10 protein-coding genes are annotated in these 16,830 nt (G+C 63.6%); 1 reads left to right on the forward strand and 9 read right to left on the reverse strand.

Features of this window, described 5'->3' with window-relative positions; all coding sequences use genetic code 11:
• Window positions 1-70 precede the first annotated feature (70 nt).
• The 9 genes from IYY11_RS19545 to IYY11_RS19585 form a co-directional block, all read right to left on the reverse strand.
• Window positions 71-3,181, reverse strand: coding sequence for an efflux RND transporter permease subunit (locus IYY11_RS19545; RefSeq protein ID WP_196405416.1), 3,111 nt, complete (start codon window positions 3,179-3,181; stop codon window positions 71-73).
• Window positions 3,178-6,315: an efflux RND transporter permease subunit gene (locus IYY11_RS19550; protein WP_196405417.1), complete on the reverse strand. Its 3,138-nt coding sequence runs from the start codon at window positions 6,313-6,315 to the stop codon at window positions 3,178-3,180. The genes IYY11_RS19545 and IYY11_RS19550 overlap by 4 nt, the downstream gene beginning before the upstream one ends.
• Window positions 6,312-7,583 carry an efflux RND transporter periplasmic adaptor subunit gene (locus IYY11_RS19555; protein ID WP_196405418.1) on the reverse strand — a complete coding sequence of 424 codons (1,272 nt, stop codon included), beginning with the start codon at window positions 7,581-7,583 and terminating at the stop codon, window positions 6,312-6,314. The genes IYY11_RS19550 and IYY11_RS19555 overlap by 4 nt, the downstream gene beginning before the upstream one ends.
• Entirely contained in the window at window positions 7,580-9,133 is a 1,554-nt protein-coding gene (locus IYY11_RS19560; RefSeq protein WP_196405419.1) for an efflux transporter outer membrane subunit, read from the reverse strand. The genes IYY11_RS19555 and IYY11_RS19560 overlap by 4 nt, the downstream gene beginning before the upstream one ends.
• Window positions 9,134-9,412: 279 nt before the next feature.
• Window positions 9,413-9,997, reverse strand: coding sequence for a DUF2147 domain-containing protein (locus IYY11_RS19565; RefSeq protein WP_196405420.1), 585 nt, complete (start codon window positions 9,995-9,997; stop codon window positions 9,413-9,415).
• Between the two features lie 73 nt (window positions 9,998-10,070).
• Window positions 10,071-12,665, reverse strand: coding sequence for an MMPL family transporter (locus IYY11_RS19570; protein ID WP_196405421.1), 2,595 nt, complete (start codon window positions 12,663-12,665; stop codon window positions 10,071-10,073).
• Between the two features lie 150 nt (window positions 12,666-12,815).
• A complete protein-coding gene (locus IYY11_RS19575; protein ID WP_246720117.1) occupies window positions 12,816-14,033 on the reverse strand; it encodes a DUF1624 domain-containing protein in 1,218 nt (405 codons plus the stop codon).
• Window positions 13,991-14,719, reverse strand: coding sequence for a cytochrome c biogenesis CcdA family protein (locus IYY11_RS19580; protein ID WP_196405422.1), 729 nt, complete (start codon window positions 14,717-14,719; stop codon window positions 13,991-13,993). Before IYY11_RS19580 ends, IYY11_RS19575 begins: the two co-directional genes overlap by 43 nt.
• Window positions 14,720-14,834: 115 nt before the next feature.
• Complete coding sequence (locus tag IYY11_RS19585) at window positions 14,835-15,602, reverse strand: Bax inhibitor-1/YccA family protein (RefSeq protein ID WP_196405423.1); 768 nt, start codon at window positions 15,600-15,602, stop codon at window positions 14,835-14,837.
• 460 nt (window positions 15,603-16,062) lie between these two features.
• Between IYY11_RS19585 and IYY11_RS19590 the strand changes: the two genes are divergently transcribed.
• Window positions 16,063-16,812 (forward strand): hypothetical protein, encoded by a 750-nt coding sequence (locus IYY11_RS19590; protein WP_196405424.1) that lies wholly within the window; start codon window positions 16,063-16,065, stop codon window positions 16,810-16,812.
• Window positions 16,813-16,830: the final 18 nt, after the last annotated feature.

The raw sequence follows: 16,830 nt of genomic DNA on the forward strand, positions 1-16,830 counted from the left end.
ACCTACTCTAACGTTTTGATTTTGAGCGATTCCTTATCGATCACATGATTCCATGTGATCGGCAAGCGCTCTAAGCTCCGTGAACCTTTAACGGCGTGACCCGCGCTTGCGCGGGCGCGGCCGGTTTCGCGCGCCGAAGCTTGCTCATCAACAGATAGATCACCGGCGTCGTGTAAAGCGTCAGCGCCTGGCTGAGCAGCAATCCGCCGACGATGGTGATGCCGAGCGGACGCCGGAGTTCGGCGCCGATCCCGGTTGCGAAGGCGAGCGGCAGCGCGCCGAAAATCGCGGCAAGGGTCGTCATCAGAATGGGACGGAAGCGTTCGCGCGCCGCCGCGAGCGCCGCGTCATGCACGGACATGCCGCCGTCGCGCTCCGCTTGCAAGGCAAAGTCGACGAGCATGATGCCGTTCTTCTTGACGATGCCGATCAGCAGCAAAATGCCGATGAAGGCGATGATGGTGAATTCGACATTGAATAGTTCGAGCGACAGCAGCGCGCCCAGACCTGCCGAGGGCAGCGTCGAGATGATCGTGATCGGATGGATGAGGCTTTCGTAAAGAATGCCGAGAATAATGTAGACCGAAAGCAGAGCGGCGAGAATCAGCGCCGCCATTCCCGCCGCCACCTTGCGGAAATCCGCGACGTCGCCTGCGAATTCGGCGCGCAGGCCGCCCGGCGGATTGAGTTCGGCGATCGCCAGTTCGATCGCCGCGACGGTGGCGTCAAGACTGTAGCCGGGCGCGACATTGTAGGAAATGGTCGTCGACGGCACCACGCCCTGATGATTGACGACGAGCGGCATCGAGCTACGCTCGATATGGGCGAGCGCTGTCAGCGGAATCTGTTCGCCGGTCGTCGACGTCACGTAGACTCCGGCGAGGTCGCGAATATCTCGTTGCCGTTCAGGCGGCGTTTCGTAGATCACGCGATATTGGTTGCGCTGAGTATAGATGATCGCGTCCTGCCGCTGGCCGAACGCGCTATTCAGCGCCGCGTCGATGGCGGCGATCTGCACATTCATACGGGAGGCGGCGTTGCGATCGATGACGACCTTGGCGCGAAGGCCGCCGCGCTCCTGATCGGTGGTCACGTCGACAAGTTCGGGCGCCTGCTTTAGGCGCGCCAGCACCTTGTCGCGCCATTCCTCGAGGATTTCCACCGACGGGCTCGACAGCGTGAACTGATATTGCGCCTTGCTGAGCCGCCCGCCCGCCCGCAAATCCTGGGACGGCACCATATAAACGGCCAGGCCGGGAATCTTCGCGAATTGGCCGCGCAGGCGCGCGATCACCTCCTTGCTCGACGCACGCCGTTCGTCCGCGGGCTTCAAGGCGACGAACAGCCGGCCCTGATTCATCGAGGCGGTCAAGCTTTTCGCGCCGATGAACGAGCCGACATTGGCCACATCCGGATCAGCGAGCAGCGTTTCAGACGCGAGCCTTTGCAGCCGCTCCATCTCGTCGAAAGACACGTCGCCCGACGCCTCGGTGGTTCCATTGATCAGGCCGATATCGTCCTGGGGCAGCGTGCCCTTGGGAATCGTCTGATAGAGACGCACCGTCCAGGCGATCGAGACGACCACGACAAGAAGGGTGACCCATGGATGATCGATCACCGGCCGCAGGCTGCGCGCATACAAATCGACGACCGTGTCGAGAGCGCCTTCTACGATCCGGTCGAAGCGCGATGGCGGCTTCTCGCGTCGCGCAGGCAAGTGCGCGCAGATCATCGGCGTCACTGTCAGGGAGATGACCGTTGAAATCGCAATGGCGAAGGTCAGCGTCCAGGAAAATTCGCGCAGCAGCCGGCCCATCACGCCTTCCATGAAGAGCAGCGGTATAAAAACGGCGACGAGCGAGAGGCTGATTGAAACGACGGTGAAGCCGATCTGCTTGGAGCCGACCAGCGCCGCTTCCAGACGGTTCAGACCGCGCTCGGCGTTGCTTTGGATGTTTTCGATCATGACGATAGCGTCGTCGACGACGAAGCCGACCGAGACCGTCAGGGCCATCAGCGACAGATTATCGAGCGAGAAACCTGCGGCCCACATCGCCGCGCAAGTGCCGATCAGAGAAAGGGGCACGGTGACGCCGGCGGCGATGACGGGCGTCGAACGGCGCAGAAATACGTAGACGACCATCATCACCAGCAGGACGGAGATCGCCAGCGTGCGCTGAATGTCGTGAATGCTGGCGCGAATCGTTTGCGTGCGGTCGGAGAGCACATTGATCTTGATGCCGCTCGGTATCCATTCCTGAAGCCGTGGCATCAGCGCCTTAATGTGATCGACCGTTTCGATCACATTGGCGTTGGGCTGCTTGGTGACGATAAGCAGCACGGCGGGCTTGCCGTTGAACCAGCCGGCGGCGTTGCGGTTTTTGACGCCGCGCTCGACCGTGGCGACGTCGCCGAGCTTGACGACCGCCCCATTGCGCGATGCGACGACGATGTTGCGATAATCGTCGGGCGTCGACAGCTGATCGGTCGTGGCGAGCGTGATCTCCCGCGTATCGCCGCCGAGCGCCCCTACGGCGGAATGGGCGTTGGCGGCGTTGAGCGCATTGGCGACGGCGTCGACGCCGAGCCCCATGGCGGCGAGACGCGCGCTGTCGACCTGGACGCGGATCGCTGGCTGCTCGGCGCCGGCGAGGCGCACCTCGCCGACGCCCGGAACTTGCGAAACGCGCTGCAGCATCACCGAGTCGACGGCATCGAAGATGGCGCTCGTCGGCAATGTGTCGGAGGTCATCGCCAGCACGAGCACGGGCATGCCGGATTGGCTTGCCTTTCGATAGGTCGGCATCGTTGGCAGATCGGTCGGCAGGTCGGTGAGCGCGGCGTTAAGCGCCGCCTGCACGTCGCGCGCCGCGGCGTCGATCGGCCGCGAGATGTCGAACTGGGCGATGATCTGAGTTGAACCGAGTGAGTTGGTTGAAGTCAACTCATTCAGGCCCGAGATGGTGGAGAGGCGACGTTCGAGCGGCGCTGCGACCGACGCCGCCATCGTGCCCGGATCAGCGCCCGGGCGCTGGGCGGAGATCCCGATGATCGGAAAATCCACCTCCGGCAAGCTCGCGACGGGCAGGAAAAAATAAGCGACGGCTCCGATCAGAAACAACGCGCCGGCAAGCAGCGTCGTCGCGACTGGCCGCTTGATGAAGGGCGCGGAGACGTTCACTCGGCGGCCTCGCGGGTTGGTGGCTTCGGCAGCTCGCCGAACGGTTTAAACTCCTCGGCGGCGGGCGGCTCCGCTGGCGGCGAGAGCCGGACACGCAGCCGCTCCACGGCGAGATAGATGACCGGCGTCGTGTACAGCGTCAGCGCCTGCGACAGCAGCAGGCCGCCGATGATCGCAACGCCCAGCGGAATGCGCAACTCGCTGCCCGGCCCATGCGTGAGCGCGAGCGGCAGCGCGCCGAAAAGCGCGGCAAGCGTCGTCATCATGATGGGACGGAAACGCAGATGGCAGGCGCGCACGATCGCGTCACGCGCCGAGAGTCCCTCATCGCGCTCGGCGTCCAGCGCGAAGTCGATCATCATGATCGCGTTCTTCTTGACGATGCCCATCAGGAGAACGATGCCGATCAGCGCGACAATGGACATTTCGATCTGGAAGGCGAGCAGAGCGAGCAGCGCGCCAACGCCCGCCGAAGGCAGGGTCGTCAAGACGGTGAAGGGATGGGCGAAGCTTTCGTAAAGAACGCCGAGCACGATATAGATCGACACGATCGCTGCGAGAATGAGCCAGGGTTGGCTCGCCAGAGACTTGTTGAATTCGGCGGCGTCGGCGCTGAATACGCCGACGATTGTCGACGGCATGCCGACCGCGGCTTCCGCGTTGGCGATCATTTTCACCGCGTCGCCAAGCGCATAGCCCTCGGCAAGATCGAAACTGATTGTCGAGGCTGGAAACTGATCCTGATGCGCAATGGAAAGCGGCGCGGAGAGATTTTCCAGGCGCGCAAAAGCCGCAAGCGGCGTCTGCGGTCCGCCGCCAGGCGGCGCGACATAAAGCTTCTCCAACGCCGACGGGTCGCGCAGATATTGAGGCGCAGCTTCAAGAATGACGCGATACTGGTTTGATTGCGTGTAGATTGTCGAAATCTGCCGCTGCCCAAAGGCGTCGTTGAGCGCGTCGTCGACCATCTGCGCCGTAATGCCGAGCCGCCCCATCTTGTCGCGGTCGATTCGCATGAGCGTGCGCAACCCGCCCTCCTGCGTTTCGGCGGCGACGTTACGCAAGCCTGTGGTCATGCGCAGTCGATCGAGCAATCGGCCGGACCATGTCAGCAATTCGCCGCCGTCAGCGGCGGTCAGCGTATATTGAAATTGGGACCGGCTTGGCCGCGTCGTAATCTGGATGTCTTGAACCGGCTGGACGTAAAGCGTGACGCCCGGCGTTTGCTCGCCCGCCGCCTTTAGACGGTCGGCGATCTTTTCGGCGTTCTCCCGGCGCTCGCTATGCGGACGCAGCATCACGGTGAGCCGGGCGACATTGGTCGTCGCGTTGAGGGGACCGACGCCCAGCACCGATGTCACGCCGCTCACGTCCGGGTCGCGGCGAAACTCTTCGGCGATCTTCGCCTGCAGCGCCGTCATCTTGTCGAAGGATGCGTCCGACGAAGCCTCTAGAACCACCGACAGCACGCCGGTGTCCTGTCGCGGCAGAAAGCCTTTGGGAATGACGGCGTAAAGCGCGACGGTGAGCGCCAGAGTCGCGACGGTGAGCGCAAGCATGAATTTCTCGCGCTTGAGCGCCCAATCGAGCGATACGTGATAAGCGCGATCGAGCGCCAGCGAAAGCGTCTCCCATCGCGATTGTCCCTGCGGCGGCGCCAGCCGCAGCAGCGCCGCACATAGCATTGGCGTCAGCGTTAGCGAGATCACCGCCGAGACCACGACGGCGATCGTCAACGTCAGCGCGAATTCGCGGAACATCCGTCCGACGATGCCGGTCATGAACAGCAGCGGTATAAAGACGGCGATAAGCGAGACGGTGAGCGATACGACCGTGAAGCTGATTTGGCGGGCGCCGTCGAGCGCGGCCTGACGCGGCGCTTTGCCTTCCTCGATATTGCGCACGATGTTCTCGATCATCACGATCGCGTCGTCGACGATGAAGCCCGTGCCGATGGTCAGCGCCATCAGCGACAGGTTGTCGAGCGAGAAGCCCGCGGCCCACATGATCGAGAAGGTGGCGATGATCGAGAGCGGCAGGCTGACGCCGGCGACGATCGTCGCGCGCCAGCTGCGCAGAAACATTAACACCACGAGCACGACGAGCGCCGAGGCGATGACAAGCGTCAGCTGCACCTCGAAAATCGAGGCGCGGATCGTTACGGTGCGGTCGTTGACGATCTCCAAAGACATGCCGGCGGGAAGCGCCCGCTGAATTTGCGGCAGCTCCTTCTTCACCAGCTCGACGGTATTGATGATATTGGCGCCGGGCTGTCGCAGCACGTCGAGAACGACCGTCTGCTCGCCATTGTGCCAGCCGCCGACACGGGAGTTCTCGAGCCCATCGACGACCTGCGCAACGTCGCGAAGCGCCACCGGCGCGCCATTGCGCCACGCGACGATGATGTCGTTGTACTGACTCGCGCGCAGAATCTGGTCATTGGCGTCGAGGGTGTACGATTGCCGCCTGCCGTCGAGCGAACCCTTGGCCCCGGCGATGTTCGCCGCGGCGATGGCGAGGCGCAGATCCTCCATGCCGATGCGGTTGGCGGCGAGCCGGGCGAGATCGGCCTGAATGCGCACGGCGGGGCGGACGCCGCCCTGCACCGACACACGGCCGACGCCGGTGACCTGCGAGAGTTGCGGCGCGATCAACGTGTCGGCGCGATCGCTCAAGTCCCGCAGCGTGGCGGTCTTCGAACGCAGCGTCAGCGTCAGGATTGGCGTGTCGGCGGGATTAACCTTGGCGTAAACGGGCGGATAGGGGAGATTGCGCGGCAGCGTCGAGGCGGCGGCGTTGATTGCCGCCTGAACGTCTTGTGCGGCCGCGTCGATATTGCGGTCGAGATCGAACTGCAGCGTAATCTGCGAAAGCCCGAATGAGCTTTGCGACGACATGCTGGTCAGCGAGGGAGTCTGGCCGAACTGCCGTTCGAGCGACGCTGTCACCAGTGAGGCGATCGTGTCAGGGTTGGCGCCTGGAAGCTGCGTCGTCACCTGGATCGTGGGAAAGTCGACCTGCGGCAACGGCGAGACGGGAAGCCGCAGATAGCCCATCACGCCAAACAGCAGCACGGCGAACGCCAAGAGCGACGTCGCCACCGGCCGATGGATGAAGGGCGCCGAAACGTTCATCGTTTTGTTCGATCACCTCGTTTTGTTCGATCACCTCGCACACGCGGCGCGCCGTCGCTAGGCGCGCTGCGCTCGTCTTCAGCGCCACCGCTTTTTTCGGCGTTTGCGGTTTCCGGCGGGTCCATGACGCGCGCTTTCGCGCCATCCGACAGCCGCGAGAAGCCGCTTGTGATCACGACTTCGCCGGGCTCGAGGCCGGAAGCCACAACGGCGATCGTCTCATCTTGTCGGCCTGTCGTCACGGGGCGCATCTTCGCGATGTTATCGGGCCCCAGAACGTAGACGAAGGCGCCGTTCGGCCCGCGCTGCACGGCCTGACTCGGCGCCACGAGGACATTCTTCATCGTGTCGAGCATCAGCCGCACATTGACGAACTGGCCGGGCCAGAGCGCCAGGTTCGGATTGGCGAAGGTCGCTTTCAAACGCACAGTGCCCGTCTGCTGGTCGATCTGATTGTCGATGACGGTCAGCTCGCCGATCTCGATCGGCGTCGCGTTGTCCGGACCAAGCGCCGAAACCTTGGCCTTTCCTTCCGCCTTCTGCACCGCCGGCAACGCCTGCTGAGGCAATGTGAACACAACATAGATCGGCTTCAGTTGCGTGATGACGACAATGCCGGTCTGGTCGGACGGGTGCAGAATATTGCCGACGTCGACGAGGCGGATGCCGGCGCGCCCGTCGATCGGCGAGCGTATCGTCGCATAGTCCAGCGTGGTTTTGGCGTTGTCGATCGCCGCTTTGTCGGCGCGCACCAGCGCTTCAAGCTGGGCGACGGACGCCTTTTGAGTGGCGTGTTGCTGCTTCGAGGCGTAGGCGCCGACGAGGAGCCTTTCGTAGCGCGCGAGATCGACGCGAGCGTTGGCGAGGTTGGCCTCGTCCTGCGCCTTCTTGGCCACCGCCTGATCATACTGCGCCTGATACAGCGCGGGATCGATTTCGGCCAATATGTCGCCTTTGCGGACGTCCTGTCCCTCCGTGAAGGCGAGGCGCATCAGCCTCCCGTCCACCTGCGTGCGGATCGTCACCGTGTTGAGCGCCTGCACGGTGCCGACAGCGTCAATGGTCACAGGCACGTCGTCGAGACGCGCCTTCGCGGCGGTGACGGTGACGGTTCCCTCGCCGCGCCCGCCGCCGGAACGCCCGGCGACCGGGCCCTGGTCCTTGGCGGGGAAGCCGGGAAGCCTGCCCGTCTGATACGTCCACGCAAGGGCGGCGGCGAGCGCGAGCGCGCCGACCGCAAGCAGCACCCTTCGGCTGACGCGGGTCATGGCCATGGTCCCCTGTCGGCCTCATAAGCGGCGTTGGAGCGAGTGATCTCGATTTCGCGGGTCGTCGGCGACCAGCCGCCGCCGAGCGCCTGATACAGGCTCGTCGCCGCCTGGTAGTGGGAGAGACGCGCGATCGCGAGCTGATCCTCGGTCTGGAAGTAGGTCGTCTGCGTCTGCGCAAGCTGCACGATGTCGATTGTCCCTTCCCGCAGACGCATCTCTACGGCGTCCAAGGCGCGTCGCGCCGCAGAAACGGCGACGGCGAGGAACTTCATCTGGCGGTCCGTTTCGCGTATTGCAATCAGCGCGTTCTCAGTATCGGACAGAGCGGTTAGAATCTGCTTGCGATAAATCGCCGCCAGTTCCGAATAGCGGCCCTTTTGCAGGTCATATTGGCCCTGCAGGTTCCAGCCGTCGAATACGGGCTGCGTGAGCGTGCCGGCGACCTGCCAGGCGACGGCGTCAGGCCTCAAAACGAGCGTGGACAGCAAGGCGCTTTGGAAGCCGTAGAGGCCGGTGAGCGTCAACGACGGAAAAAAGGCCGCTCGGGCCTGCAACACCGAAAATTCCTGGGATGCGAGGCGCGCTTCCGCTTCAGCGACGTCTGGGCGGCGCAGCAGCACTTCAGAGGGCAGCCCTGGCGCAATCTGCGGAAACTTGAGCTTTACGAGAGAGCCGCCCTTTACAGTCATGCTTTCGGGAGTCTGTCCCAGCAATACGGCAAGGTTGTTGCGCGTCTGGCGCAAGGTCTGTTCGAGCGGCGGAATCGTCGCGCGCTGTTGAGCCAGTATCGTTTCCTGCTGCGAGGTGTCGAGTACGGTCGCCGTGCCAACTTCAAGCCGGGCGTTGATGGCGTCCATGACTCCCTGCGCGATCGCGACGTTCTGATTAGCGATGCGCAGACGGTCCTGCGCCGTGAGCACCTGGAAATAGGCGTTCAGCACGGCTGCGACGGTCGAGATTTCTACGACGTCGCGATCGAAGCGCGAGGCGTTGGCGAGAATGCGCGCCGCCTTGGAGGCGTCCTCGTTCTTGCCCCAGAAGTCCACTTCGTAGCTCGCGGTGAGGCCAAGCTGGAAAAAACCGAAATTGCGCGCGCGGAACCCGGAGCTCGAGGTAGAGGTCGAACTCGACGAGGTGGCCGGATTAAATCCGGAACTCGCGGAGCCGACGTTGATCGTCGTGCCGGGAGTCCGCGTCGTGCGGGCGATATCCGTCATCGAGATCGAGGGCCATTGCGCGGCGCTCGAGACGCGCGCCTGGGCGTCGGCCTGGGCGATGCGGCCGATTGCGGCCGCAAGGTCGAGATTATCGTCGAGCGCCCGCTCGACGAGTTCGATCAGCTCCCGCGAGCCAAATTTTGCGGCGAAATCCCGTCCGCCGGCGATGGGCGGCTGCGGCTGCGGTTTCGCCTCTTTGAAGCGTGCGGGCGGCGGGGCGGAGAGATCGGGCTTGTCCCACTCGAGATCGCAGCCGGCGAGCGCCGCCGCGAGCGTCGCGGCGGCCGCCAGCGCCGGTCGAAAAGAGCGAGACAGAGCGGGCGCGGTCAAGTAGCAGACGTCTCCGGAGGGACCGCGGGAACGGCCGCGTGCGTCCCCTTCCTTAAGCGCCGGCGAAGGCGCGGGGAAGGCCTCTCGCTCGTCTCTGCGGCTCGCTTTCGCTCGTCCGAAGACTTAACGAGCAGCGAGTTGCGAGTCTCGGAGCGGCGGCGGGGAGGCGCGCGCTGGCCGTCAACGCGCGAAAGCTGTGAGGTCTAAGCTCGCGCGGCGCGCCGTGACGGTCAAGTTACGTATCGGTAAGGACCGCCTGCCGCGCGCCGCAACGGGCCGCTATTCCGTTGCGGCTGGAGGGGCTGTCGTCTTGCCTTTCGCCGGTTTCGCCGCCTTGGCCGCGGGCTTCGCCGTCTCCTTGGCCGCTGGTTCGTGGGCGGCGGGCTTTGCCGCGGCAGGCTCCTTCGAGTCCGGCGCGGGCGCGGCCGTTTTGGCTGCAGGCTGTGCGGCGGGCTGGCCGGCGGGCTTGGCGTCGGCCGCAGGCTTGGTGGGGCCGGAAACTTTCGTCCAGGTCTCGCTTTGACACAGGAAGGCGACCAGACAGCCGGTCATCGTCAGCGTCGTTGGCGAATCAACCGCGATCTTGCCGATGTAGGTCTTGCCGCTTTCGGGATCATTGATCTCGCCCTCCCAGTGGTTGGGCGTTGTTTTTGCGGCGTTGCGCAGGACCTGCGGGGCCGGCGAGCCATCGGGCATCGCCTCGATCCCCTTGGCGCAGAGCTTGCCCGAGCAGTCGTAGAATTCCAGCTTGTCGTTCGGATGTCCTTCGCGAACCCAGACGCCGTAAACGCCGTCGGCCGCGTACGCCGCCGTTGGGGCGCAGAGGGCCGTCGCCATCGCGATGCGTAGAAGTGCTTTTCTCATGACGCGGGACCTCTGTTTCGGTTGCAATGAATACGATTCGCTCAAAGTAGCGAACGGCGGAACGCCGACTCCGTCAAGCCACGTCCCCCTCATCTGTCGCGGGAGCGCGGGGCGGGCCAAGAAACGCCGGCACGATAATGAAGGCGGCGAGCAATGTGAAGAACAGCGCAATGGCGAGAAGTTGGCCCATGCTCGCGGTTCCGGGATGGCTCGACAGGATCAAGCTGCCAAAAGCGGTGCCCGTCGTTAGAGAACTGAAAAAGATGGCGCGAGTCAGGCTCGACGCCAACATGTCGACGACGCCCTTTCGCCAAGCAATGACATAATAGATGTGGAAGGCGACGCCGACGCCGAACATCAGCGGCAGCGCAATGATGTTGGCGAAATTAAGCGACATGCCAAGTAAGTCGGCGGCCTGAAGGCTCATGATGCCGGCGAGCACCAGCGGGCCCAGCGTCAAGGCGACGTCGAGCGGATTGCGCAGCGCCACCGCCAAGATGATGAAGATCGCGATAAAGGCGTAGAGTCCAGCTTCGAGAAACGCGCGCGTAATGGTCTTTTGCGCTTCCGACACGATCACCGGCGGACCGCTCGCGTCCGGCGCGATGGCCTGCATCGCTTGGGCGAATTCGGTCATGACGACACGGTCATTGCTGTCGCCTTTGGGCGTCACCTCGACGCGCACCAAGCCGGTGCTGGAAATCCAGTCGCTACGCAAATCCGCGGGCAGCGTGTCGACCGTGACGCGCTGCGCTTGCAGCGCCTGACGGATTTCACCGAGCATCTTGTCGAAGCCGCCGAACACCGCCTGGCGCGCCGCCGCGCGCGTCTCCGGGCTCGCCTTGGCGAGAGCGTCGAGGTCGTTGGCGAAGCGCGTCACGGCCGGGATGGGCTTCTTCGCCGTCGCGCGGCGCAGCGCCTTGGCGGCGTCCGTCAGCGCCTTGACGGTCTGGGCGTCGCTTGGCGGCGATTTCAGCTTGGGATTCAGCACGCCGCGCAATTGCGAAACCGCCATATCGACGAGGGCGAGCTTGTCGTCCTGATCCTTGGGGACCAATGAGTCGACCGAGTCGACGTGATCGACTTCAGGCAGCGCCTCGATCTTCTTTTCGAGTTCGCGCGCGGCGTCGATCGAGGGCGCGAGCACCTCGATCTTGTTCGGCGCCGTCTTGGGGTCCTTCGAGAGATCAAGAAAAGTCGCGACCGATTCCACCTTCTGATCGCGCAGATTCATCGGATTGGAGTCGAAGGTCAGATGCATCAGCGCCGGCATGCCGGCGAGCACGACGATCGCCGTGGCGATCAGCACGAAGGCCCGGTGATGCGCGATCCAGTGGTCCACGGCGGCGAGCGAGGTCGTCGCGATCGGCACATGCTCCGCGCGCGGGCGCAGCAATTTGATCGCCGCCGGCAGGAACGTGAGGGTCGCGATATAGGCGACGATCATGCCGACGCCGGCGATGAGTCCGAGTTCCGACACGCCGCTGAACGAGGTCGGCAGAAAGCAGAAGAAGCCCGCGAGCAGCGACACCGCGGCGAGCGTCAGCGAACTGCCGATGCCCCGGGTCGCTGAAAGCAGCGAGCGTTCGAGATGGTCGTCGCTGTGCCGTTCTTCGCGATAGCGGGTCGCGAACTGGATGCCGAAGTCGACTCCAAGCCCGATGAACAGCGCGGCGAAGGCGACCGAGATCAGGTTGAAGCGGCCGATCATCAAGATCCCAAGCCCCGACGTCATGGCGAGACCTGCGAGCAGGGTGGCGAGGACGGCGAGAATGAGCTTTGGCGAACGCAGCGCGGCGAACAGAATGAGCGTCACCACGGCGAGCGTGCCAACCGTGTTCAGGGTCATGTTTTCCGAGATGGTGGCGAATTCGTCGTCCGCGAGCGGCACCTGACCTGTCAAGCGCAGCTTGACTCCATGTTGTTCGTCGAGACGCAGGTCGGCCGCCGTCTGTCGCACCAGCCTGATCGCATCGGCGCCCGGCTCAAGGTCGGAATAATTGACGACCGGCTTGGCGATCACGATGCGTCGCTTGTCCATTTCAGGCGCGGCGGGCGCGCTGCCGCCTGACGCCAGCAGCTTGCCCCAGTCGACCTCCGCCGGCTTTCCAGCGAGCGCCTGCTCAATCCCGGCGGAAAACTCCTCGACGCCGCTGATGTACATTTTCATCGCGCGGTCGCTGCCGGAAGCGGACTTGAAGTTGCCGACGAGCACGCTCGCCAGGCCCCGCAAACTTGAATCTTCGGCGAGCGGTTGGAGTACGTCGCGCTGACCGATCATCACGCCGACATTTTTTTCGATGTCGGAGACCGGCAGGAACAGCAGGCCGTTCTTGCGGAAATATTCGTGCTCGTCCGGGCGCCATACGCGCGACAGGAGAGGCTTGTCCTGCAGCGCCGCGTTGAGACGTTTCGCGGCGTCGTCGGCCTCTTCGCTGGTTTTGCCGTCGATGACGATGACGATGACGTCGAGGAGGTCCGGGAAGGCTTTGTAGAGCGCCGCTTCATTCTTGCGCCAAGGGATATCTGGCGAGAAAAGATTTCCGGTGTCAGTGTCGATGGCGAACCGCTCAGCGGTGACATAGACGCCCCCCGCCGTCAGGCAGAGAGTGAGCAAAACCACTGTCCAGGGCCAGCGGAGACAAAAGGCGACCAGCTTTTCAAGCATTCCGTTTTTCCCGCCTTCTGGCGTAAGACCTCATATGAGCGGGAACCGGCGCTCTTCGGTCGGGTTCCTCTATACAAGCGCGCTGCGCGACCACCAAGGCGGCTTACGCCGAAACCTTAAGGCGGCGCCGCGCGCCAATTTGACGCCGCGTCACAAATACGTCAGCCACCAGAGATCGCGGCGTCGGCGCTTCACCTCCGCAAACCAGCGGCACAGCGGATACAACGCCAATACAATCAAGATCCAGGCGACGTAAGCGCCCGCGAGCCCAACGCCGAATTCCGGCGGCGGCCCCCCGGCTTTCGACCAGGTCGCGATGTCCTCCAGGGAATAGCCGCGCGCGAAGGTGAGCGCCAGCGCCGCGAGGGCGCCGACGTAAAGATGCAGGACATAAAAGAACAATGGCGTGCGGCCGAAGACCGTCAGCGCGTCGCCTAGTCTTTTTCCGGCGCGCGCCAATGCCGGCAGCGTCAACGCCGCGCCGCCAAGCGTCACCAGAAGATAGAGCAGCGAGGGCGGATATTTCGTGACGTTGAGAAAGGAGAGCAGGGTGAAGACGGGGTCACGCTGCACGCTCCAAGGACGCGGATCGCCGTAGAGATTGGAGAAGCGCAGCACGACAAAAAGCGCCAGAGCCGCGCCGCCAGCAAGATAAAGCGTGCGGTCGCGCCGTATCGCCGGCTTGAGGAACAGCGGCCCGAGCCCGTAACCCAGCGCGCCGACGCCGATCCAAGGAAGCGCCGGATAGAGGACGCCGCCCGGCACATCAAGGGGCAGTTTGCCGGGCTCATGCAGCAGAGACCACCATGGTCCGAACGCGCCGAGGTCGGCGGCATGAATCCCATCGAGGAGATTATGGCCGAAGATGATCGCGAGGCCGATAAGCAGCACAATTCGCGGCGACAGGCGCGAGAGAGCGGCGAGCGCCACGAGGCTGCAGCCGATCGCCCAAAGCGTCGACAGCTCGATTCGGCCCCAGCCCATGCCCCAGATCGGGCTTATGACGGCGGCGTCGAGCAAGATGAGCCATACGCCCCGCGCGGCGAGAAATTTCGCAAGCGCCGCGGGGTCTTTCACCTTTACGCCGTAGAGATAGGCGCTCACGCCGGCGAGAACGGTGAAGGTCGGCGCGCAGAAATGCGTGATGAAGCGCGTGAAGAACAGAAGAGGATAGGTGTGATCGAGATCGGTCGGCGAGAAGCGCATGACGTCCGCGTCGAAGAAATCGCGCATATGGTCGAGCGCCATGAGGACCATGACAAGGCCGCGCAGCCGGTCGATCTCCGGCAGCCGGTGCTCGTCATAGAGCGGGTTTTGCGTGCCGCCTATCCGAGCCTGGCGAGGCCAGGAAACAGTTCCAGTAGCCAATAGGACATCTCCTGCACGCCGCCCGTGAGAAATGCGATGCCGGTGAAGACGAGCAGCACGCCGACGATCTTTTCGACTTTTCCAAAATGCCGGCGGAAACGCGCAACGAAGGCGAGGAAGCGGCCGAGCGCCAGGCCGGCCAGGATGAAAGGCAGACCGAGGCCGAGCGAATAGGTTGCGAGCAGAGCGGCGCCGAGCGGCACCGTCTCCTGTGTCCCCGCGACGGCGAGAATCGCGGCGAGGATCGGCCCGATGCAGGGCGTCCAGCCGAACGCGAAGGCAAGCCCCATGACATAAGCGCCGAAAAGCCCCATGGGCTTGGCGATCTCGGCGCGCTTCTCGCGATACAGCAGGTCGACTTTCAGGAGTCCGATGAAGTGCAGGCCCATCAGAATGATGATGCCGCCCGCGACCCAGGACAGAATATGCATATTGGCGCGCAACACGCCGCCGAAGGCGCTGGCTGTCGCGCCAAGGGCGACGAAGACCGTCGTAAAGCCAAGGACGAAGAGAATTGACGACAGCAGAATGTCGCGCCGCGCGGCGGAGCGCGTCTCGAGTTCGAGATCCTCCATGCTGACGCCCGCGAGATAGGTCAGATAGGGCGGCACAAGAGGCAGGACGCAGGGGGAGAGAAAAGACAGTAGTCCCGCCGCCGCGGCGGCTGGGAATGTGACGTCCGCCATTAAGGCTCCTTGTTAGGTCGCTCGGCGGCTTTCTGCCACAGGCGGGCCGGCCCGCAAAGGCTTACGCAAGAAGAAGCCCCGCCGAAGCGGGGCTTTTCTCAGGCGGGGCGCCCGTTTAGTTGTTGCGCTGGCCGAACAGGAACAGCAGCGACTGGAACATGTTGATGAAGTCCAGATAGAGCGAGAGCGCGCCAAAAACGCTCTTCTTCTGCGCGACTTCATGGCTGTCGCTGCTGTAATACATCTCCTTGATGTTCTGCGTGTCCCAGGCCGTCAGGCCGGCGAACACCAACACCGCGATGATCGACAGCGCGAACTGCAGGCCGGTCGACTGCAGGAACAGATTGACGAGGCCGGCGATCACGAGCCCCCAGACGCCCATCACCAGGAAGGAGCCGAAGGCCGACAGATCCCGCTGCGTCATGTAGCCGTATAGGCTCAGCCCGCCGAACGCCGCCGCGGTAATGAAGAAGACCCGCGCAATCGATACGCCGGTGAAGACGAGCAGAAGCGAGGACATCGACAGTCCCATCACCGCCGCGAAGGCGATGAAGAGATTGCGGGCCGTCGCCGCCGAAATGGTGTTCGCGCGCGCGCCCAGGAAGAAAATGAACGCCAGCGGCGACAGAATCACCACCCAGCGCAGCGGTGTGGTGTAGAGCGTGTGGCCGAAGGACGTCAGTTCGATCGCGCCGGGCGCCACCTTGGCGACGGCGAGCATATAAACGCCGAGCGCGACGAGCCCGGTCACGGCCAAGCCCAGCGTCATATAATTATAGACGCCAAGCATATAGGCGCGCAGGCCCTGGTCGATCTCAGCCGTGGTCGGCCGCGCGACCCCGCGCCCGTAGCCGAAGCTGGTGTTGCGGTCGAAGTTGGACATGTGATCCTCTTGGTCTGTTTGGCCGTTCCGCGCTTCGCGATAGAGAAAAGCGCTCCCAGCCTCGCGCTGAATATGGCTCCGCCTTAATTGGGTGGCAAGCTTCCCTGTGATGAACTCTTGTTAAGGTGGTTTCACGACGGAAAGCCGGCGGAGAATATTTTTCTGATTTTTGTCAATTTTATTTCGCGCTGCAAAATGCATTTTTCCAAGCGGCGTTCGTTCGGTTGTCGGCGATTCCAAGGAGCGCGGCGCATAGAGAGGGCCGCCACGTTGCGCGCCGCGGAAACAGCGGCTGATTGTCGCACCCTTGCTGATGCGCCGGAATCCGCTAACATCAAGCCTCAGGCGTTGTTAGGAGCGACTCCCCGAGCGGAAGCGTGACGGGAGTGGTTTGTGCGGCGCGAAGGCAACATTTCTGAGAGTCGCGTGTTCTTGTCACACGAAGACCCAGGAGGTCATCATGCGTGATGGTGGAAATCCGGAAGCGCATCCCGCGCCGGACGTGGGCGAAGATCGCTTCGCGCAGCGGTATGCTTTCCGTTTCGCTAGAGGCCTTCGCCTCGCTGTTTTATCGGCCGCGGCTGTTGTCGTGACGATGGTCGCCGGCGCGACCGCTCCGGCAGAGGCGCACGGGCGCTTGGGGGCGGCCGAAGGCCGGTGCCGGCTCTTCATTGGGCCGGACATCATGAATTTCACGGGCTACCTGCCGGAAGCGTCCAAGAACGAATTCTGCGAAGACATTCCCGCCACCGGGCCGATTATCATGGTTTTCGACGCGGAGCAGGAAGAGCTGCGCGACATGAAGGTCGAGTTGCGCATCGTCAAGGATATCGGCGGGGAGGAGAAGGAAAACGCGGATCTCCAGGCCGTCACCGTCGCCTACCGGGAACCCAAGAGCTACCCGACAGGCACGATCAATTTCGAACATACGTTCGATGAGCCGGGCTATTTCGTCGGCATCGTCACGGTCACGGGCGATCACGGTGAGCGTTGGGTGTCTCGCTTCCCCTTCTCGGTGGGAAAGAGCTTCATGCGCGATCTGCCGGTCTATCTTACTCTCGGCCTCGGCACGATCGCCGCCTTCTTAATCTATCTCGTCCATCGCCGTCGTGACACGACGACCGCGGCCAAGGCTCACAAACCCCCGCCGCCGCCGCCGCCGAGTGCGCCAGATGAGGACCACGGACCGGAGGCGACTCCGGCTGAGTGATGGCGCCTCGCCTCGAGG

It is taken from the genome of Methylocystis sp. H62 (assembly GCF_015709515.1).
Taxonomy (GTDB): domain Bacteria; phylum Pseudomonadota; class Alphaproteobacteria; order Rhizobiales; family Beijerinckiaceae; genus Methylocystis.